21 protein-coding genes are annotated in these 18,320 nt (G+C 70.8%); 7 read left to right on the top strand and 14 right to left on the bottom strand.

Translation table 11 applies throughout. From position 1 onward, the window contains the following. Positions 1–5 precede the first annotated feature (5 nt). The 8 genes from EJG53_RS17760 to EJG53_RS17725 form a co-directional block, all read right to left on the bottom strand. Positions 6–1,568 carry an SCO6880 family protein gene (locus EJG53_RS17760; RefSeq protein ID WP_125045684.1) on the bottom strand — a complete coding sequence of 521 codons (1,563 nt, stop codon included), beginning with the start codon at positions 1,566–1,568 and terminating at the stop codon, positions 6–8. Beyond that, positions 1,565–2,950 (bottom strand): hypothetical protein, encoded by a 1,386-nt coding sequence (locus EJG53_RS17755; protein WP_125045683.1) that lies wholly within the window; start codon positions 2,948–2,950, stop codon positions 1,565–1,567. Before EJG53_RS17755 ends, EJG53_RS17760 begins: the two co-directional genes overlap by 4 nt. Continuing rightward, positions 2,940–3,788 carry a hypothetical protein gene (locus tag EJG53_RS17750; protein WP_031013041.1) on the bottom strand — a complete coding sequence of 283 codons (849 nt, stop codon included), beginning with the start codon at positions 3,786–3,788 and terminating at the stop codon, positions 2,940–2,942. The genes EJG53_RS17755 and EJG53_RS17750 overlap by 11 nt, the downstream gene beginning before the upstream one ends. A gap of 604 nt (positions 3,789–4,392) precedes the next feature. Beyond that, on the bottom strand, positions 4,393–4,701 hold the full coding sequence (locus EJG53_RS17745; RefSeq protein WP_125049422.1) for a hypothetical protein: 309 nt from the start codon (positions 4,699–4,701) through the stop codon (positions 4,393–4,395). A gap of 240 nt (positions 4,702–4,941) precedes the next feature. Then, entirely contained in the window at positions 4,942–5,163 is a 222-nt protein-coding gene (locus EJG53_RS17740; RefSeq protein ID WP_125045682.1) for a DUF397 domain-containing protein, read from the bottom strand. Between the two features lie 83 nt (positions 5,164–5,246). After that, positions 5,247–5,465 carry a DUF397 domain-containing protein gene (locus tag EJG53_RS17735; protein ID WP_125045681.1) on the bottom strand — a complete coding sequence of 73 codons (219 nt, stop codon included), beginning with the start codon at positions 5,463–5,465 and terminating at the stop codon, positions 5,247–5,249. A 13-nt stretch (positions 5,466–5,478) separates the two neighbouring features. Then, entirely contained in the window at positions 5,479–5,682 is a 204-nt protein-coding gene (locus EJG53_RS17730) for a DUF397 domain-containing protein (RefSeq protein WP_125045680.1), read from the bottom strand. A gap of 9 nt (positions 5,683–5,691) precedes the next feature. Further along, the gene (locus EJG53_RS17725; RefSeq protein WP_125045679.1) at positions 5,692–6,579 is read right to left on the bottom strand and encodes a helix-turn-helix domain-containing protein; all 888 of its coding nucleotides are present in this window, start codon (positions 6,577–6,579) and stop codon (positions 5,692–5,694) included. A 200-nt stretch (positions 6,580–6,779) separates the two neighbouring features. On the opposite strand from EJG53_RS17725, the gene EJG53_RS17720 reads away from it, so the two are divergent. The 3 genes from EJG53_RS17720 to EJG53_RS17710 all read left to right on the top strand — a co-directional run bounded on the left by EJG53_RS17720 (position 6,780) and on the right by EJG53_RS17710 (position 9,260). Then, the gene (locus EJG53_RS17720; protein WP_125045678.1) at positions 6,780–7,211 is read left to right on the top strand and encodes an ATP-binding protein; all 432 of its coding nucleotides are present in this window, start codon (positions 6,780–6,782) and stop codon (positions 7,209–7,211) included. 136 nt (positions 7,212–7,347) lie between these two features. Next, entirely contained in the window at positions 7,348–8,352 is a 1,005-nt protein-coding gene (locus EJG53_RS17715; protein WP_031005020.1) for a bifunctional lytic transglycosylase/C40 family peptidase, read from the top strand. 209 nt (positions 8,353–8,561) lie between these two features. Continuing rightward, positions 8,562–9,260, top strand: coding sequence for a phosphatase PAP2 family protein (locus tag EJG53_RS17710; RefSeq protein ID WP_125045677.1), 699 nt, complete (start codon positions 8,562–8,564; stop codon positions 9,258–9,260). 128 nt (positions 9,261–9,388) lie between these two features. On the opposite strand, the gene EJG53_RS17705 is transcribed toward EJG53_RS17710, so the two are convergent. Both EJG53_RS17705 and EJG53_RS17700 read right to left on the bottom strand, forming a co-directional pair. After that, a complete protein-coding gene (locus EJG53_RS17705; RefSeq protein ID WP_125045676.1) occupies positions 9,389–10,978 on the bottom strand; it encodes an FAD-binding oxidoreductase in 1,590 nt (529 codons plus the stop codon). 159 nt (positions 10,979–11,137) lie between these two features. After that, positions 11,138–11,320 carry a hypothetical protein gene (locus tag EJG53_RS17700; protein ID WP_125045675.1) on the bottom strand — a complete coding sequence of 61 codons (183 nt, stop codon included), beginning with the start codon at positions 11,318–11,320 and terminating at the stop codon, positions 11,138–11,140. Positions 11,321–11,465: 145 nt separating this feature from the next. On the opposite strand from EJG53_RS17700, the gene EJG53_RS17695 reads away from it, so the two are divergent. After that, on the top strand, positions 11,466–12,452 hold the full coding sequence (locus EJG53_RS17695; protein WP_125045674.1) for an SCO4651 family lipoprotein: 987 nt from the start codon (positions 11,466–11,468) through the stop codon (positions 12,450–12,452). Between the two features lie 242 nt (positions 12,453–12,694). Further along, positions 12,695–12,889, top strand: coding sequence for a hypothetical protein (locus EJG53_RS17690; RefSeq protein WP_125045673.1), 195 nt, complete (start codon positions 12,695–12,697; stop codon positions 12,887–12,889). A 58-nt stretch (positions 12,890–12,947) separates the two neighbouring features. Here EJG53_RS17690 and EJG53_RS17685 read toward each other — a convergent pair whose 3' ends face one another. Next, positions 12,948–13,349, bottom strand: a complete 402-nt coding sequence (locus EJG53_RS17685) for a metal-sensitive transcriptional regulator (RefSeq protein WP_125045672.1) — start codon at positions 13,347–13,349, stop codon at positions 12,948–12,950. A 194-nt stretch (positions 13,350–13,543) separates the two neighbouring features. On the opposite strand from EJG53_RS17685, the gene EJG53_RS17680 reads away from it, so the two are divergent. Together EJG53_RS17680 and EJG53_RS17675 are read left to right on the top strand one after the other, a co-directional pair. After that, positions 13,544–14,164, top strand: coding sequence for a DUF47 domain-containing protein (locus EJG53_RS17680; RefSeq protein WP_003983068.1), 621 nt, complete (start codon positions 13,544–13,546; stop codon positions 14,162–14,164). A gap of 6 nt (positions 14,165–14,170) precedes the next feature. Continuing rightward, positions 14,171–15,169, top strand: a complete 999-nt coding sequence (locus EJG53_RS17675) for an inorganic phosphate transporter (RefSeq protein ID WP_031005008.1) — start codon at positions 14,171–14,173, stop codon at positions 15,167–15,169. Between the two features lie 152 nt (positions 15,170–15,321). Here EJG53_RS17675 and pstB read toward each other — a convergent pair whose 3' ends face one another. The 3 genes from pstB to pstC all read right to left on the bottom strand — a co-directional run bounded on the left by pstB (position 15,322) and on the right by pstC (position 18,261). After that, positions 15,322–16,101 carry a phosphate ABC transporter ATP-binding protein PstB gene (gene pstB / locus EJG53_RS17670; RefSeq protein ID WP_031005006.1) on the bottom strand — a complete coding sequence of 260 codons (780 nt, stop codon included), beginning with the start codon at positions 16,099–16,101 and terminating at the stop codon, positions 15,322–15,324. Positions 16,102–16,183: 82 nt separating this feature from the next. Next, entirely contained in the window at positions 16,184–17,263 is a 1,080-nt protein-coding gene (pstA, locus tag EJG53_RS17665) for a phosphate ABC transporter permease PstA (protein WP_125045671.1), read from the bottom strand. Beyond that, positions 17,260–18,261, bottom strand: a complete 1,002-nt coding sequence (gene pstC, locus EJG53_RS17660) for a phosphate ABC transporter permease subunit PstC (protein WP_125045670.1) — start codon at positions 18,259–18,261, stop codon at positions 17,260–17,262. The genes pstA and pstC overlap by 4 nt, the downstream gene beginning before the upstream one ends. Between the last annotated feature and the right edge of the window lie 59 nt (positions 18,262–18,320).

Below are 18,320 nucleotides of genomic sequence, written 5' to 3'. Positions count from 1 at the left end.
GCGGCTTAGCGGCGGATCCCGGTCGCGAACGGCAGCGTGTTCACAAAGGCGCGGTGGTGTTCCCGGTCGCACCACTCCAGTTTGAGGTAACTCTTGCCCGCCGAGGCGCGGATGGTGCGCTTGTCGCGGGCCAGCGCCTCCGGGGAGCGGGAGGAGACGGTGATGTAGCCGACCAGGTTGACGCCCGCGGCGCCCGAGGCCAGGTCCTCGCCGCGCTGGTCGACGCGGCCGTGGTGGGCCACGTCGCGCGGGTCGACCACCCGGTTCATCTTGGCGGCCCGGCTGGCCTCCGCGTCGTCGTTGGTCTTCTCCGTCAGCATCCGCTCGATCGCGATCTCGGTGGGCTCCAGGTCCATGCAGACCGCCACCGTACGGATGACATCGGGAGTGTGCACCAGCAACGGTGCCAGGAAGTTGACGCCGACCGGGGTAAGCGGCCACTCCTTGACCCAGGCCGTGGCGTGGCACCACGGCGCGCGGGTGGCCGACTCGCGGGTCTTGGCCTGGAGGTACGTCGGCTCCATCGCGTCCAGCTCGGCCGGCCAGGCGTTGCGCTGGCTCATCGCCTGGATGTGGTCGATGGGGTGGTCCGGGTCGTACATGGAGTGGACCAGGGACGACAGCCGGCTCTGCCCGAGCGGCTGGCGTACGCGGATGTCGGCCTCGGCCAGCCGCGCGCAGATGTCGGTCAGTTCGCGCGCCATGACGACGGCCAGGCCCGCGTCCCGGTCCAGCTTCTTGCGGATCAGGCCGCCGTTGTGCAGGTGCGCGGCGCGCGCCATGGTGTGCGCCTCGGCGGCCAGTTCGCGGGTGTAGTGCATGCAGGCGACCAGGTAGGCGCGGTGCTGCTCGGAGGAGGTGGAGACCATGGACTGGAGCTGGTCGTACGACTCCTGGAGCCAGGCGGGGGAGTCGGGGTTGCCGCGCTGGGCGACGTCCTTGGCGTGCGCGTCGGGGTCGGCGGGGAGCGTACGGGCCAGCATCTGGAGGCGGGTGACGAAGCCGTCCCCGTTGGCGACGTGCTTGAGCAGCGTGCCGAACCGCTCGACGAGGGCCTCCTGGTCCTCGCTGTCGCGCAGGCCGACGCCCGGGCCCTCGATCTCGATGGCGGCCGTGACGGTGCGGCGGTCGGCGTGCAGCAGCACGGCGATCTCGTCCGGGCCGAACGGGGCGGTCAGCCAGTTGATACGGCCGATGCCGGGCGGCGGGCCGATCTCCACCTCGCGGCCGTCCAGGCGGGTCCCGGCCTCGGCGGTGCCGGAGCGGTACGTCGTGCCCCGGCGGACCGTACGGCGGTAGCTGCGGTTGATCTCGAACCACTTGTAGAACGTACGGCCGCGGTACGGGAAGTAGACCGCGGCGATCGCCAGCAGCGGGAAACCGGTCAGGGTCGCGATCCGCAGCGACAGCACCGGCACCAGCAGGCCGCACACCATGCCGAGGAACGCGCCCGCGATGATCAGGGCGATCTCGCCGGTCTCGCGGTTCTTGCCGACGATCGCGTTCGGGCGGGCGCGGCCGATCAGGTACGTGCGGCGGGGCGCGATCGGGTGGGACTGGGTCGTCAACGCCCGTCACCTCCTGAAGACTTGCCGGAGCGGGCGTTGCCGGTGGAGCCGGAACCGGAACCGGGGGACGGACGGGAGCGGGGGGCGGGCGAGGCGGGGGCCGGGACGCGGCCACCGGAGCCGCCGCGGCTGCCGTGGGCGGACACGCCGCCGGAGACCGCGTCGGCGGGCCGGGCCTGGCCGCCGCCGCCCTGGTCCTGGCCGCCCCCGCCGGACCTGCGGGAACTGTGCGTCTTGATGCCCTGGGACACCAGCGCGGCGGGCGAGGAGATCACGGCGGCGGCCTGCGAGCCCTCGGTGGCCTGCTTCTTGTTCGTACGGGCCGAGACCATCTCGTCGCCGAAACCGGGCACGAAACGGTAGATCACGGCGCTGGCGAAGATGGCCAGCAGGATGATCGCGAGGCCGGAGACCACGGCCGAGATGGCGTTCGGGCCGTCGCCGGTGGTGAGCGCGCCGGCGATGCCCAGGACGATGACGATGACGGGTTTCACCATGATCACGGCAATCATGATGCCCGCCCAGCGCCGGACATGTCCCCACATGTTCTTGTCGACCAGGCCCGCGTAGACGACCGTGCCGAGCAGCGCGCCCACGTACAGCAGGGCTGCCCGGATCACGAGCTCCAGCCAGAGCACGCCGGCCGCCAGCACCGAGACCAGCGAGACCACGATCAGCATGATCGGACCGCCGCCGATGTCCGTGTCCTTCTTCAGCGCCCCCGCGAACGCCCCGAAGAAGGTGTCGGTCTGCGCGCCCGTCCCCTTCGCGATGATCTCGGTGACGCCGTCCGTCGCGGAGACCACGGTGTACAGGATCAGCGGCGTGAACGCGGAGGCGAGTACGGTCAGCCACAGGAACCCGATCGCCTCGCTGATCGCCTCCGTCAGCCGCACGCCGCGTACGGCGCGCTTGGCGACGGCCAGCAGCCACAGCACCAGCGTCAGCACGGTCGAGGCGGCGAAGACGACGGCGTACTGCTTCAGGAAGGCCGCGTTGGTGAAGTCGACCTGCGAGGTCGCCTTCACGGCGTCGGACAGCTTGTTGACGATCCAGGCGGCGGCGTCGGCACAGCCCTTGGCGAGGGAGGTGAGGGGGTCGAGGGGGTTGTTGTCGGTGAGGCCGCCGGGGGATTTGGGGGTGGTGTTGGCTTTGTCGCCTTCTTGGCAGTAATCCCTGGCGAGGCCGCGGATGAGGTCGCAGGCGTCGTTGCTCGGCGAGGGGCTCGCCGAGGGGCTGCCGCTGCCCGTAGGCGTCGCGGTGGGCGTGGGGGTGGGACTCGGCTCCGCGAAGGCGCGGGACGCCAGGAGGAGGACAGCCGTCTGGACGCCCGTCACCAATGCGGCGAGGGAGAGAGCGCGACGACGATGGTTAGCGGGCATACGTGAACCCTCCGAAGCCTTGCACAGCCTTGGACATCTCCTCGGCCGACGACGCGGTCTGGTCCCGGCCGACCGGAGCCGGGCCGTCCTTCTGCGTGAAGTCGGTGATCTTCCAGTCCCCGTCGATCCACTTCAGGTCGAAGGTGTTCGTGTACCAGCCCTCCGCGACCGGGTTCTTGGAATCGGCCCCGGCGATCCCGAAGAGGGCCGAATACCAGACCGAGACCTTGGCCGCGGTGCCCGAGAACTTCTCGACCTTGGTGCCGACCGGGTTGGCCCGGGAGACGAACGTCGAGCCGTCGGGAGCCCGGCCGTCGGGCTTGAGCCCGATCCGGCCGAGGAACTTCGGGTTGCCGTACGCCTGGTCGAGGGCGCTCTCGCGGGCTGCCGCCACGTCCGGCGCGTACACCGTGGTGACTATCGTCCGCCGCCGGTCCTTCGCGTACATGCCGTCGCTGTTGAGCGCCACCGCGTAATTCGCCGCCGCCGACTGCGCCCCCTGCTCCGTCTTCGCGAAGCCCGACGCGATGCCGCCGTTCTTGCCCTCCACCGGCTTGGTGCCGGTCGGCGCGGTGGAGCGGGCGTCCGCCTCCTTCGCGCCGCCGTCGCCCGCGCTCTGCCCGTCCCCGCCCCGGTTCGCGAAGGCGATGGCGGCGATCAGGAGGACCACCACGCCGACGATCGTGATCAGGTTCCGGCTGGAGGAGCCCGTACGGGTGCGGCGGCCGCCCCCGTACGGGTCGCCGCCGCCGTCGGGGAGTCTGGTGCGGGTCTGGCCGCCCGTATCCGGGCCGCCCGGCTCGCCACCGCCGTATCCACCGCCATCGCTGAGACTCATCGTGCCTGTGCCCCCTCAACCGACCTGGCCGTCACTGCTGTCCTTTTGCCGCCCGTATATGACCGTAGCCGCGCGGGCAGCGGCTCGGGCGCAGTGGTACGAGTAGATCTCACCGTGACGGAACCTCAGGTGTCGGGCGGAAGAGGCGAATGGGGGACTTTGCGGCATGTGCGGCCACCCCGTGGGCCGCGGCCGCCGCTTGGTCCCCGCCAAGCCCTTGTGTCCCCGCCCGGTACGCGGCCCAATCGGACCGTTGCGCGCCGGAGTGGCGCAAAGCGGAACGGTTCGGGGCGGAATGAGCGGGCATCGGCGGGTGCTCTCGGCGGTGGGGTGTGGCCGGTGGTGGGGGAGATGAGCAGGGGCTGTGGTGCGGGCGGCCGGCGGGGCGTACGGAAGGAGGCGGTCCGTGGTGCGCTGCGCCGGGGGCGTGCGGGGGCGTGGGCGAGGGGAGCCGGGGTGGTGGGAGGGGGCGGTGACGCTACGGGGGCGGTTGTGGCCGACCCGGAAGGCCCTTCGGTCTGCCGGTGCGCCGTGCGGCCCGGCGACTCATCGGCCTGTACGGGGTCGGCCGGGCCGCCCCGGAGTACCGCCGCGGCCGCCCCGGCTACACGGCCATTCCGTACACGATCGTGAAGAGCGTGCCGAGCGACCCGATGATGAAGACACCGGTCAGGCCGGCCACGATGAGGCCCTTGCCCTGTTCGGCGCTGAACGTGTCGCGCAGCGCGGTGGCGCCGATGCGCTGTTTGGCCGCGCCCCAGATCGCGATGCCGAGGCAGAGCAGAATCGCTACTGCCATGACCACCTCGACCATGACGCGCGCTTCGTTGCCCAGTGTCCCGAACGGGCCCCAGTCCGGGGCGATTCCGCCAATGATGGTGGTGATGTCGCCCTTTTCGGCCGCCAAGTGCATGAATGAACTCACCGCCCCTTATGGGTTGTTGCGTACCCGCGCCATACGGTACGGGCCAGCATCTATCTTCGCTGACAAAACCGCCACCAGATGTCGACTTGGCGGCTTTCTTTGACGGATCCCGTGGGGATTACGTGCGTACGGGGGCGCGCTTCGCCTGGGGACCTGCCGGTGTCACCGTGTGTACCACGGTCGATCACACCGGGCAATGTTCGAATGCCGCGCCGGAACGGGCGCCGCTCAGAGCCCCACGAAGTGGTCGAACTCGCCCGCCTTCACACCCAGGACGAAGGCGTCCCACTTGACGCGCGTGGTGACCACGACGTTGTCCGGCTCGGTGTTCGTCCGCAGGTAGACGTTGCCGTCGGCCCCGAAGGCGACCTCGATGTACTCGGGCGCGCTCTCGTCGTCCGTGGCTTTCTGCCAGGTGAGGTTCTCGGGGGGAGTGGGGGTGGTCGGCATCGGTTCCTCCGTCGGGCCCGCAGTGGGCGGTGGCCTCGTGCACTCACTCGTACGCGGAGGACTTTACGGCCCGTCAGGGTCGGTCAGGGGACGGGCACGTGCCGCTCCGGGCGTCCGCTGCCCGCCTTGACGTCCCGGAGGAACGCGGCCCAGGTGTGGGCACTCACACGGGCGACCACCCCTGGCCGGTCGCTCTCCCGGTAGAGCACCGGCCCGTTCGCGCTCGCGGCCACCTCTACGCAGTCGTCGTTGCCGTGGGTGCTGTACGACGACTTCTGCCATGTGCGCGCGATTCGGTGCATCGGTCGCTCCGGGCTAGTGGGTGTTGACGCTGTCGTACGAGCCGGCCTTCACGCAGTCGAGGAAAGCGGACCAGGTGTGCGGCCTGGCGCGGGCGATTTCCCCTGGTCGGTCGCTCTCCCGGTAGAGGATCGGTCCGTTCGGGTTCGCGGCCACCTCCACGCAGTCGTCCTGGGGGTGCGCACTGTACGAAGACTTGCGCCAGACGAGCTGCGACATGGTGGTTCCTTACAACGTGTACACAAGGTGGTGGATCAGAGTCAGGGAGTCCCGGCCCTCATGAGACTCGGGCTTTGTCTCCGGGTCAACACGCGGCAGAGCGAGTTCGGACAGCTTGGTGAAGATCCCGGAGTACTTGTCGACGTACTGCTTGTCGTGGAGCAGGACCGGGCCGAGCGGCTGCTCCAGCCGAACCGTGTCGAGTTCCGGCGCCGCCCCGCTGAACAGGGAGAACAGGCGGCTGTACGCGGCGAAGCCGCCTGCGGTGAAGGGAAACACCTGGATGGTCACGTGCGGCAGGCGCGCGACCTCGATCAGCCGGCGCAATTGCCTGCGCATGATGTCCGCGCTGCCGATCAGCGTGCGCAGCGCGCCTTCGTGGATCACCGCGTGGTACGGCGTCCCGGTCCCCGGCCCGATGATGTGCTGGCGGGCGATACGGAAGTCGACGTAGCGGTCGATCGCCTCGTTCCGGTCGGTTCCCTCCGCCATGACGCACATCGCGCGGGCGTAATCGGCGGTCTGCAGCATGCCCGGCACGACGGAGGGTTCGTGCATACGGATGGCGGTGGAGCGTGCTTCCAGTTCCGCCAGATCCAAGGCGCGCCTGTCCATCACGTCCCGGTACGCGTCCCACCACCCCTTCCCCCGGTCCTGCGCCATCGCCATCAGCGCCTCGAACAGAGGGCCCTCCGGGCAGCCGTAGGAGCGCAGGAGGTGGTAGAGGCCGTTGCGCGGGACGTCGACGCGGCCGCTTTCGATGTGGCTCATGCGCTGGCGGTCGGCGTCGATCAGGGCGGCGGCCCGGTCGCCGGAGAGGCCCGCGGCGAGGCGGAGTTTGCGCAGCTCGGCGCCGAGGCGGCGTTGGCGCTCGGTGGGCTGGCTTCTGGGGGCCATGGGTTCCTCCTCGGGGTCCGGGCGCAGTTTGGCGCGATCTCGCGGCGGCGGGCCACGGTTGGGGCGGGCTGCCACTCGTCCGAGGGAGATTCCGGGGTCTCGGTTGCAACTACCTCAACCTCGTCCTTAGCTTCGACGGCACAGGCCCACCCCCGTGCGCCCCGCGCGGCCCGGGCCCGGTGACCCCAGGAGGCCACGTCATGTGTCCCAGCACCGAGGCCGCGTGCCGGCCGCTCACGGCCGGTGACTTCTCGCTCGTCTTTCCGCCGGATCCGGGGTGGGTGCGTACGGCCAGGGACGCGGTGCGTACGGCGGTGCGGACCGCCGGGCGGGGCGGGCTGGCCGACACCGCGCTGCTGCTGACGTCCGAGGTGGTGACGAACGCGGTCAATGCCTGCCGCAGCGGTGGCTGTTCGGAGCCGGTGACGCTGTACGGGGAGTGGCCGGGGCCGGGCATGTTGCGGGTGCTGGTGCACGACGGGGCGCCGGGGCTGCCGGAGCGGCGGTGGTGCGGGCACGGTGCGACGGGCGGGCGCGGGCTGTACCTGGTGGGGGCCTGTGCCGACGACTGGGGGGTGTGCCGGCACGGGCCGGGCGGCGGGAAGTCGGTCTGGTTCGAGTTGGGGGAGTGAAGGGGCGGGAGCGGGGCAGGGCCGCGCGCCCGGGGCGGACTGCCGGGAGCGCGGGAAGCGGCCCGTACAGCCGGGTGTGGTGAGGTACATGACGAAAACGGCGGTGAAACGCGCCCGTTTGGGGGAGGGTTGAGGGGTGCGCAAATACTGGGTGGCCGGTGGGGTCGGGGTCGGGCTGGTGCTCTGCTTCCTCGCGCTGCTCGTGGTGGGCACGTACACGGCCGCCGCGGGCCTGGCGGGCGGCGCGGGCCGGGCGGTGGGGCTGGCGAAGGGCGCGGTGCCGGCGTCGTACCAGCCGCTGGTGCAGAAGTGGGGCAATCTGTGTCCCGCCATCAACCCGGCGCTGCTGGCCGCCCAGCTCTACCAGGAGAGCGGCTGGAACCCGAGGGCGCAGAGCCCGGCGGCGGCGCAGGGTATCGCCCAGTTCATCCCCGGTACCTGGGCTTCGCACGGCATCGACGGCAACGGGGACGGCCGGCGGGACGTGTGGGACCCGGCGGACGCGATCCCGTCGGCGGCGTCGTACGACTGCGAGCTGGCGAAGTACGTGAAGGACGTGCCCGGCGACCCGGCGCACAACATGCTGGCGGCGTACAACGCGGGCGCCTACCGGGTGATCAAGGCCGGCGGGGTGCCGGCGATCAGCGAGACGCAGAACTACGTGAAGATCATCACGACCCTCGCCAAGAGTTTCGAGGCACCGGTGGGGCGGGTCCCGGCGTCCCGGCAGGCGGCCGCCGCGATCACCTTCGCGCAGGAGCAGCTCGGCAAGCCGTACCTGTGGGGCGGGAACGGTACGCCGGACCAGGACGGGCGGTTCGACTGCTCGGGGCTGACGAAGGCGGCATACCACTCGGTGGACATCGAGCTGCCCCGGGTGGCGAACGACCAGTGGAACGCCGGGCCGCACCCGAAGCGGGACGAGCTGCTCCCCGGGGACCTGGTGTTCTTCGCACACGATCTGAACGATCCGCGGTCCATCCACCACGTGGGGATCTATGTGGGCGGCGGCTACATGATCAATGCTCCGTACACGGGCGCGGTGATCCGGTTCGACAAGATCGACACACCGGACTACATCGGTGCGACCCGTGTCACCGAAGATGGCGCGAAAGCGCTGCCCCGGCCGAACGCTGCGTGAACATGGGGCCCTGAACTGCGGACATCAGTCTCTCTTCGATAACGTCCTGGTGATCATCCGGTGGAAGCTGGAACGGCTCGGCTGCCCATCGCGTTTCCTGGGCATGGAGACATGGCGAGGCCGTGGAAATCCGGCCACGCCCGACGACCACGGGGGTTGGCAGCACTCACACGGCGCTCGCGCGCGCGAAAGGTAAGGGGCCGCGGCAGATGGCTGGACTCGCAATGGACGGGTCGAACCCCGATGTGGACGTGCTCGACGGCATCAACAGCCTCGCGAAGGACGCGCCGGAGTGGCTCAACCGCGCCACGAAGTTCGTGGGGGAGTACGGCCTCATCGCCGCGCTCGCCGTGCTGTGCCTGATCGCCTGGTGGGGTGCGCGCCGGCGGCCGGACGCGCCGGGCGCGGTGGCGGGCCTGGTCTGGGCGCCGCTGGCCGCCGGGGTGGCGCTGCTGGCCAACATTCCGATCCGGGCGGTGGTGGAGCGGCCCCGGCCGTTCCGGGTCCACGCCGGACTGGAAGTACTCATTCCCGGCAAGACGGATTTTTCGTTCGTGAGTGACCACGCGACGCTGACCATGGCGGTCGGCGTGGGGCTGTTCATCGCGCACCGCGTGTACGGGCTGATCGGCATCGGCCTGGCGCTGCTGGAGGGCTTCTGCCGGGTCTACATGGGAGTGCACTACCCGACGGACGTCATCGGCGGCTTCGCGCTCGGTACGGCGGTGGCGCTGCTGCTGGCGCCGGTGGCGCAGGCGATGCTGATCCCGGTGGCGACGGCCGTGGGGCGCTCGCCCGCCTGGTGGCTCGTCCGGGCCGGCGGCCCGGCGCCCCGCGCGGTCGCCGAGCCGGTGACGGCCGTACCGCCGGTGGCGCGCGAGGAGCGGGACGAGGACCTGGCGGCGTAGCCGGGGACGACGCGGAACGGACGCCGAAGAACGGACGCCGAGGGAGGACCGGGGCCGACAGCCCGGTCCTCCCTCGGCGTATGGGGGGCGGAGGTGCCGTCACCCCCGCCGACGGGGCGGACGCGCCGTCACAGGGCCTGCGGGAACGTCCTGAACAGCCCGTTCGGGTCGTACTGCCGCTTCAGCTCGGTGAGGCGGCCGACCGCCGGGCCGTAGTACGCCTTCTTCCAGTCGGTCAGGGCCGCGTCCGTGTAGTTCTGGTAGGCGGCGCCCGAGGCGTAGCGCCGCATCGCGCCGTGGATGCCGTCCAGCCAGGAGCTCTGCGCGGCGCCGGTGCCGCCCGCCTTCCAGGACGCGAGGTACTGCGCGAGGAAGCGCGAGCGGCGGTGCACGAAGGCGGTGTCGGTGGGGCGGACCCGGTTGATCGCGCCGCCCAGCGCGGTCAGCGACGCGTTGCCGCCGACGCCCTTGCGGCTCGCGGCCTCGATCTGGCCGAGCAGGGCGCGGATGCCGGCCGCGTCCAGCGAGCGGTCGTAGAAGTCGGAGCGGGCCGCGTACGTCTCGCGGGCGAGCTTGCCGGTGGCGCTGCGGCCGGGGAGGGCGCCCGGCAGGTGGCACTGCTCGGTGGACTTGGTGGAGCAGCCCGCGTAGGACTCCATCGCGTCGAGGTACGAGGTGGGCGTCAGACGTACGGACTTCGCGGGCCCGGGGCCGCCCGCGCGGTCGGCCAGCTTGTCGACGGCGTTCTGGAGGTCGCCGTAGGAGCCGAGGGAGAAGGCGGCGACGGAGACGGTCGGGGTGCCGCCGGGGTGCGCGTCCAGGTGCAGGGACGACCAGATCTCGTCGGGCTGGGTGGGGCCCCACTCCTGCCAGGAGCGCAGCAGGGCGGTGGCCTTGGCCCAGGGCCAGGTCATGTAGGCCATGACCGAGCGGGGGGCCACGTGGGTGCGGAAGCGCAGTTCGGTGACCACGCCGAAGTTGCCGTTCCCGGCGCCGCGCAGCGCCCAGAAGAGGTCGCTGTTGCGCTTGGCGTCGCACTCGACGGTCTTGCCGTCGGCGGTGACGACGGTGGCGCCGACGAGGCTGTCGCAGGTCAGGCCGTAGGCGCGGGACGCGACGCCGTGGCCGCCGCCGAGGGTCAGGCCGGATATGCCGACGGACGGGCAGGAGCCGCCGGGGATCGTGACGTTGTGCTTGCCGAGGCCCTCGTAGACCTCGATGAGCTTGGCGCCGGCGCCGATGCGGGTGATGCCGCCGGAGGGCGCGGAGACCGAGTTCAGCGCGGAGACGTCGATGATCAGCTTGCCGTTGCCGCTGGACCAACCGGCATACGAGTGACCCCCGTTGCGTATCGCGACGGGGGCGTTGTAGCGGCGGGCGAAGGACAGGCACTCGGCTATGTCGGCCGGGTGGCGGACGTAGGCGACGGCCGCGGGCTTCAGGTTGTCATAACGGGTGTTGTAGAGGCGGCGGGCGGCGTCGTACGAGGCTTCGCCGGCGCGTATCAGCTTGCCGTCGAGGCTTTTGCGCAGTGCGTCCCACGATGCCTTGGCGGCCGGGGGCCGGCCCGCCTGCGAGCTGGTGTTGAGGCCGACGCCGCCGGACGCGGCGCCGCCGGGGGCGTTCGCGTGGCCGGTTTCGGTGCTGCAGGCGGTGGTAAAGCCGGCGGTCGCCGCCGCGAGTCCGCCGCCGGCTGCCAGTATCGTGCGCCGCTTCATTGTGAACTGCCCCTTTTGGAACCCTCTGCGGGTCCGCGCGCCGTGGATGCTTCCCCCTACCCAGATGAGGCGGGGGCCCGGGGAGGTTCCAGGGGCGTGCTGACGGGGCTTCACGGGCGGTCACGAGTGGAAGGGCCCGCCGGCCGGACGGGCCGTCGTTCACCCCGCCCGGTGGTGCTGTTCCGCGTCCGTCCGTGCCTGGGAGCGGGCCCGGCGCGCCGGGCCGTGCCAGCCGCAACTGCAGCGGGCCAGGCAGAACGAACCTCGTTCGGTGGTGGTGGTCCGGTGGTCGGGCGCCCCGGAGGGCGGCGCTGTCGGCTCCTGCGCTGCTCGGTCCTGCACGGCGCCACGCTACGCGCCCGGGGTGTACGGGCGTGACGAAGCGGGCTGAACAGTCGTTGAACGGAACGGGTCGTGGTGGTCCGGACAACCGGAACATCCCGGTCCGCTACTTCACGAGCAGAGCGGCCGAGGGGGCTCGTACGCGATGGTGGTGCAGGACAGGCGAGGCGGTGCCGTCGCGGCCGCCGTGTGCGGGGTGGGCCTGGTGGCCGGGCTGCTCACCACGGGCTGCTCCCCCAACGGGGCGGCGGCCGACGACCACGCCTCGGCCGGCCGCTCCGCAGACGGCCCGGTGGGCGGGTCCGCGGCCGGTCCGCCCTTCACCGACCGTGCCCGCCCACCGGGCAGCCGTCCGTCCGCCGGGCCGCGGGATGCCGCCGGCCCGGCGGACGCCGGTGCCCCGTCCGGCCGTACGGACTACGCCGCGGCCCTGCGCGCCGGCGCCGACGCGCTGGTCCGGGCCGGCACCTCCCGGGTGCGCACGGAGCTGGAGACGGTCAGCGGCGGCACCCGGGTCGCCATCCGGGGGACCGGCGGCCACGACTACCGCAAGCGGACCGGGAAGCTGAACGTACGGCTTCCGGACACCGGCGACGGGAGCGGCGCGCAGCGCACGATCACTGAGATCCTCACGCCGTCCGCGCTGTACATGAAGAACCGCGGGGCGGGCGTGCCGGCCGACAAGTGGGTGCGGGTGGACACCGCCTCGCTGGCCGACGGCAACCTCGTCACCGGCGGCGCGACCGATCCGATGGCCGCCGCCGAGCTGCTGCGGGGGGTGCGGGAGGTGACGTACGAGGGGCGGGAGCGGCTGGACGGCATCCCGGTGCGGCACTTCAGCGGGACGACGGACATCGGGTCGGCGGCGCGCGCGGCGTCCCCGGCGGTCCGGCCCGCGCTGACCGCGGCGGAGAAAGGCTTCACCACCGACGTGGTGGCCTTCGACGCGTTTCTGGACGACGCCGGGCGGCTGCGCAAGGTGCGCCAGCGCTTCCGCTTCGCCAACGGCACGAGGGGCGGGACGTCGGTGACCTCCACCACCACGCTGTACGGCTTCGGGGCGCCGGTTCCGGTCCGGCTGCCCGACCGGGACGACATCTACACGGGCAAGGTCGCCGCCGCAGGCGGCTGAGCGCGGCCGCCACGGGCGGCTGAGGGCGGCCGTCACGGGCACCGGCGCGGTCGTCGCGGGCGGCCGGGCGGTGCGGTCGGCGGATCCGGACCAGAGGGCCGGACAGCGCCTCCGGGGCACATGTCCACGGCTTGTGCGAACTGGCGGAAATGGTCCATCCGTGCCATGCGCGGAGCGTGCGCCCGTACCTACTCTGGGCGGTAACCACCAGAAGAGTGGGGAGGCGCTCGAAGGAGGAGGTGTTGTACGTGGCCGGACACCGCAACTCGACGGTTCAGGACCACGTAGCCCTCGTCGAGATCGACCTGACTGGTGAGTTGATGATCGCGGCGGCCGCCGCGAGCGAGGATCGGCTCAGCTCGGACCGTATCGACGAGGTGCTGGACGTGGACGCGGACCGCGCGCGAACGGGTCACGGACCCGGAAACCCCAGGTGACAGGGCGGCGGCGCCGGGCGTGACGGTGCGGGGCACCGGCGTCCGGCGGCGGCCGCGGTCAGGTGCGCAGCATCCGCTCGATGGCCTTGGTGGCTTCCTTGACCTTCTCGTCGATGGCCTCGGGGCCCTTGACGGCGGCGTCGGCGACGCAGTGCCGCAGGTGCTCCTCCAGGAGCTGGAGGCCGAAGGACTGCAGGCCCTTGGTGCTCGCCGACACCTGGGTGAGTATGTCGATGCAGTACACATCTTCTTCCAGCATCCGCTGGAGGCCGCGGATCTGGCCCTCGATCCGGCGCAGCCTCTTGAGGTGTGCGTCCTTCTGCTGCGCGTAACCGTGGATGCCCAGATCGTGAGCGGTGACGGCGTCGGGACCGGTGCCGAGGGCGGTTTTCGGCCCGTCGGTGTGGCAGGCCGCGGCGGCTGCGGTGGTGCCGTCGGTGTCGGCGTCCGTGGTCGTCATGGCCATCTCCCGTGGTACGTAGGCATTCCATATACCCCTAGTGGGTATATGGTACAGAAATTCGCAGGCGCGGGCGGTACCCCGTGCAGAGCATGGTGCCCGATGGGCGACACTGAAGGAATGCCGGTTAGCAGTGGCTGGATGATGCGCCTAGCATCAACTCGACCGAATCCGATGCACCCCGAGGATTTCACGTGCGCTTTCGTCTGACCCCCAGGGAGACGAGCTTCTACGACATGTTCGCGGCGTCCGCGGACAACATCGTCACAGGCTCCAAACTCCTGATGGAACTGCTCGGGGCGGACGCCTCCGCGCGGACAGAGATCGCCGAGAGGATGCGGGCGGCGGAGCACGCGGGGGACGACGCGACCCACGCGATCTTCCACCAGCTGAACTCCTCGTTCATCACGCCGTTCGACCGCGAGGACATCTACAACCTCGCCTCGAAGCTCGACGACATCATGGACTTCATGGAGGAGGCCGTCGATCTCGTCGTCCTCTACAGCATCGAGGAGCTGCCCAAGGGCGTCGAGCAGCAGATCGAGGTGCTGGCGCGGGCGGCGGAGCTGACCGCCGAGGCGATGCCGAACCTGCGGACGATGTCCAACCTCACCGAGTACTGGATCGAGGTCAACCGTCTGGAGAACCAGGCCGACCAGATCCACCGCAAGTTGCTCGCGCACCTGTTCAACGGCAAGTACGACGCCATCGAGGTGCTCAAGCTCAAGCAGATCGTGGACATCCTGGAAGAGGCGGCCGACGCCTTCGAGCATGTCGCCAATACGGTCGAGACGATCGCCGTCAAGGAGTCCTGACCTCCGGTGGACACCTTCGCGCTCATCGTGACCATCGGGGTCGCGCTCGGATTTACGTACACGAACGGCTTCCACGACTCCGCGAACGCCATCGCGACCTCGGTCTCCACCCGGGCCCTGACCCCGCGGGCGGCGCTCGCGATGGCCGCGGTGATGAACCTCGCCGGCGCCTTCCTGGGCAGCGGGGTCGCCAAGACGGTCAGTGAAGGGCTGATCTCCACGCCCGAAGGCTCCAAGGGGATGGGCATCCTCTTCGCCGCCCTGGTCGGCGCGGTGGTCTGGAACCTGGTGACCTGGTACTTCGGGCTGCCGTCCTCGTCCTCGCACGCGCTCTTCGGCGGCATGGTGGGCGCGGCGCTCGCGGGCGGTACGACCGTCTACTGGTCGGGCGTCATAGAGAAGGTCGTCGTCCCGATGTTCCTCTCGCCCGTGATCGGCCTGGTCCTCGGCTATCTGGTGATGGTCGTGATCATGTGGCTGTTCCGGAAGTCCAACCCGCACAAGGCGAAGCGGGGCTTCCGCATCGCGCAGACGGTCTCGGCGGCCGGCATGGCGCTCGGACACGGCCTCCAGGACGCCCAGAAGACCATGGGCATCGTGGTGATGGCGCTGGTCATCGCGGATGTGCAGACCGCGGGCGACGCCATTCCGGTCTGGGTGAAGATCGCCTGTGCGCTGACCCTGTCGCTGGGCACGTACGCGGGCGGCTGGCGCATCATGCGGACGCTCGGCCGGCGGATCATCGAGCTGGACCCGCCGCAGGGCTTCGCGGCCGAGACGACCGCGGCGTCCGTCATGTACACCGCCTCGTTCATGTTCCACGCGCCGATCTCCACCACCCACGTGATCACCTCGGCGATCATGGGTGTGGGGTCGACCAAGGGCACCCGCGCGGTGCGCTGGGGCGTCGCCAAGAACATCGTCATGGGCTGGTTCATCACCATGCCGGCCGGCGCCGCGGTGGCCGCCCTGAGCTACTGGGCCGTCCACCTCGTCTTCGCGTGACGGTGCGCGGCCGCTGAGCCGCACGTTCTTGTGGGCCCGCCCTCCGGTTCCGGAGGGCGGGCCCTCGTCCTTGCGGTGGCACCGCCATGCAGCACCGCGGGACGTACGGGGCGGGCCCGGGTCCGGGCTCCGCGCGGGGCCCGGACGGGCGCTCAGCCGAAGCGGCCGGAGATGTAGTCCTCGGTGGCCTGGACCGACGGGTTGGAGAAGATCCGCTCGGTGTCGTCGATCTCGACCAGCTTGCCGGGCTGTCCGACCGCGGCCAGGTTGAAGAAGGCCGTACGGTCCGAGACGCGTGCCGCCTGCTGCATGTTGTGCGTCACGATGACGATCGTGAACCGTTCCTTCAGCTCACCGATCAGGTCCTCGATGGCGAGGGTGGAGATCGGGTCGAGGGCCGAGCACGGCTCGTCCATCAGCAGCACCTGCGGCTCGACTGCGATGGCGCGGGCGATGCACAGCCGCTGCTGCTGGCCGCCGGACAGGCCGGAGCCGGGCTTGTTCAGCCGGTCCTTGACCTCGTTCCAGAGGTTGGCGCCCTTGAGGGACTTCTCGACGACGTCGTTCAGGTCGGACTTCTTCTTCACCGTGCCGTTCAGGCGCAGGCCGGCCGCGACGTTGTCGAAGATCGACATGGTGGGGAACGGGTTCGGGCGCTGGAAGACCATGCCGACGGTACGGCGTACCGCCACCGGGTCCACCCCGCTGCCGTACAGGTTCTCGTCGTCCAGCATCACCTTGCCCTCGACGCGGCCGCCGGGGGTGACCTCGTGCATCCGGTTCAGGGTGCGCAGGAACGTCGACTTGCCGCAGCCCGAGGGGCCGATGAAGGCGGTCACCGAGCGGGGCTCGACGGTCATGGAGATGTCGTCGATGGCCCGGTGGCTGCCGTAGTAGGCGGAGAGGCCGCTGACGTCGATTCGCTTGGCCATGGGGATCACTGCTTCTTTCGTGGGAGCCCACGCCGTTAAGGCTGTGAGTGGGGGTCCCCCCACGCCGTTCAGGCTGTGGGGGTCAGCGGCCGGTCTTGGGGGCCTTCCAGCGGGCGATGCCGCGGGCCACCAGGTTGAGGATCATGACGAAGGCGATCAGGACGAGCGCCGCGGCCCACGCACGGTCGTACGAGGCGTCGGAGCCCTGCTGCCACTGCTGGAACACGTACAGCGGCAGCGACTGCTGGGCGCCTTCGAAGGGGTTGTTGTTGATCGTCTTCGCGCCCCAGACCAGCAGCAGGACCGGCGCGGTCTCACCGGTGATACGGGCGACGGCCAGCATCACGCCGGTGGTGATGCCGCCGATCGAGGTCGGCAGGACCACCTTGAGGATGGTGCGCCACTTCGGCACGCCGAGGGCCAGGGACGCCTCGCGCAGCTCGTTGGGCACCAGCTTGAGCATCTCCTCGGTGGAGCGCACGACCACCGGCATCATCAGGATCGCCAGGGCCATCGCGCCGGCGAAGCCGGACGGGCCGAAGCCGAGGATCAGGATCCACACCGAGAGGATGAACAGGCCGGCGACGATCGAGGGGATGCCGGTCATCACGTCGACGAAGAAGGTGACGGCCTTGGCCAGCTTGCCGCGCCCGTACTCGACCAGGTAGATCGCGGTGAGCAGGCCGACCGGCGCGGCGATCAGGGCGGCCAGGCCGACCTGCTGGAGGGTGCCGATGATCGCGTGGTAGATGCCGCCGCCGGGCAGCGCGTCGGGCAGGGTGCCCATCGAGTGGCTCAGGAAGTAGCCGTCGAGGACCTTGATGCCGCGCGCGACCGTCTCCCAGATGAGGGAGGCCAGCGGCACCACGGCGAGCAGGAAGCAGATCCAGACCAGGCTGGTGGCCAGGCGGTCCTTGGCCTGCCGGGCGCCTTCGACGGCGGTGGCGGTCGCGAACGTACCGAGGATGAACAGCAGGGCGGCGATCAGGCCCCACTGGATGCGGCTCTCCAGGCCGGCGGCCAGGCCGATGCCGCAGCCCACCGCGACCGCGGCCGCGGCGAGGCCGGCGGGGGCCCAGCGGGGCAGCCGGGGCTGCTTGAGCGAGACCGGGAGCGGGGCGCTGTCGGAGACGCGCCGCGGCGGGGTGACCGTGTTGCTCATGCGTTGGCCCCCGAGTACTCCTTGCGGCGCGCGATGATCATGCGGGCCGCGCCGTTGACGAGCAGCGTGATGACGAAGAGGACGAGGCCGGAGGCGATCAGGGCGTCCTGCCCGAACTCGTCGGCCTCGCTGAACTTGCTGGCGATGTTCTGCGCGAAGGTGCCGCCGCCCGGGTTCAGCAGGCTGAGGTTGATCAGGAAGCTGGGGGACAGCACGGTGGCCACGGCCATCGTCTCGCCGAGCGCGCGGCCCAGGCCCAGCATCGAGGCGCTGATGATGCCGGAGCGGCCGAACGGCAGCACCGACATGCGGATGACCTCCCAGCGGGTCGCGCCGAGCGCGAGGGCGGCCTCCTCGTGCATCTTCGGCGCCTGGAGGAAGACCTCGCGGCTGACGCTGGTGACGATCGGCAGGATCATGATCGCCAGCAGGATGCCGACGGTGAACAGCGCGCGGGGCGCCTCGTCGGCGTAGGAGAAGATCCCGGTCCAGCCGAAGTAGTCGTCCAGCCAACTGAAGAGGCCGGTCAGGTGCGGAACGAGGAAGAGGGCGCCCCACAGGCCGTAGATGATGCTGGGCACGGCGGCGAGCAGGTCGATGACGTACCCGAGCGGGGAGGCCAGCCTGCGCGGCGCGTAGTGCGAGATGAACAGCGCGATGCCGACCGCGACCGGGACCGCGATGACCATCGCGATCACCGAGCTGACGACGGTGCCGAAGGCGAGGACCGCGATGCCGAACTCCGGCTCGGGGCCGGAGGTGTTCCACTCGAAGTAGGTCAGGAAGTTCGCGTGGTCACCGGAGATGGCGATCACCGAGCGGACGGTGAGGAAGGCCGCGATGGCGGCCATGATCACCAGGAGGGCGATGCCCGAGCCGCGGGACAGGCCGAGGAAGATCCGGTCGCCGGGGCGGACCGCCTTGCCGGACACCGGGGAGGCGGCGGGCTGCGCGGGTGGTGGCGGTGGTGCGCTGGATATCGAGGGTGCTGAGTTCATGGGTTTCTCCGGTCTGCGGAGCCCGGCGGGGGCTCCTGGCGCGGCGGTGCACCGGACGG

Origin of the sequence: Streptomyces chrestomyceticus JCM 4735 (assembly GCF_003865135.1) — a bacterium.
In the GTDB taxonomy this organism is placed as follows: domain Bacteria; phylum Actinomycetota; class Actinomycetes; order Streptomycetales; family Streptomycetaceae; genus Streptomyces; species Streptomyces chrestomyceticus.
Note: the sequence above shows the minus strand (reverse complement) of the source record. Positions and strands in the feature narration are given on the sequence as shown.

Coding starts and splice junctions, on each gene's coding strand:
- EJG53_RS17755 (WP_125045683.1), bottom strand. CDS start 2,950: ATGCCCGCTAACCATCGTCGTCGCGCTCTCTCCCTCGCCGCATTGGTG.
- EJG53_RS17750 (WP_031013041.1), bottom strand. CDS start 3,788: ATGAGTCTCAGCGATGGCGGTGGATACGGCGGTGGCGAGCCGGGCGGC.
- EJG53_RS17745 (WP_125049422.1), bottom strand. CDS start 4,701: ATGCACTTGGCGGCCGAAAAGGGCGACATCACCACCATCATTGGCGGA.
- EJG53_RS17740 (WP_125045682.1), bottom strand. CDS start 5,163: ATGCCGACCACCCCCACTCCCCCCGAGAACCTCACCTGGCAGAAAGCC.
- EJG53_RS17735 (WP_125045681.1), bottom strand. CDS start 5,465: ATGCACCGAATCGCGCGCACATGGCAGAAGTCGTCGTACAGCACCCAC.
- EJG53_RS17730 (WP_125045680.1), bottom strand. CDS start 5,682: ATGTCGCAGCTCGTCTGGCGCAAGTCTTCGTACAGTGCGCACCCCCAG.
- EJG53_RS17725 (WP_125045679.1), bottom strand. CDS start 6,579: ATGGCCCCCAGAAGCCAGCCCACCGAGCGCCAACGCCGCCTCGGCGCC.
- EJG53_RS17720 (WP_125045678.1), top strand. CDS start 6,780: ATGTGTCCCAGCACCGAGGCCGCGTGCCGGCCGCTCACGGCCGGTGAC.
- EJG53_RS17710 (WP_125045677.1), top strand. CDS start 8,562: ATGGCTGGACTCGCAATGGACGGGTCGAACCCCGATGTGGACGTGCTC.
- EJG53_RS17705 (WP_125045676.1), bottom strand. CDS start 10,978: ATGAAGCGGCGCACGATACTGGCAGCCGGCGGCGGACTCGCGGCGGCG.
- EJG53_RS17695 (WP_125045674.1), top strand. CDS start 11,466: ATGGTGGTGCAGGACAGGCGAGGCGGTGCCGTCGCGGCCGCCGTGTGC.
- EJG53_RS17685 (WP_125045672.1), bottom strand. CDS start 13,349: ATGACGACCACGGACGCCGACACCGACGGCACCACCGCAGCCGCCGCG.
- pstB (WP_031005006.1), bottom strand. CDS start 16,101: ATGGCCAAGCGAATCGACGTCAGCGGCCTCTCCGCCTACTACGGCAGC.
- pstA (WP_125045671.1), bottom strand. CDS start 17,263: ATGAGCAACACGGTCACCCCGCCGCGGCGCGTCTCCGACAGCGCCCCG.
- pstC (WP_125045670.1), bottom strand. CDS start 18,261: ATGAACTCAGCACCCTCGATATCCAGCGCACCACCGCCACCACCCGCG.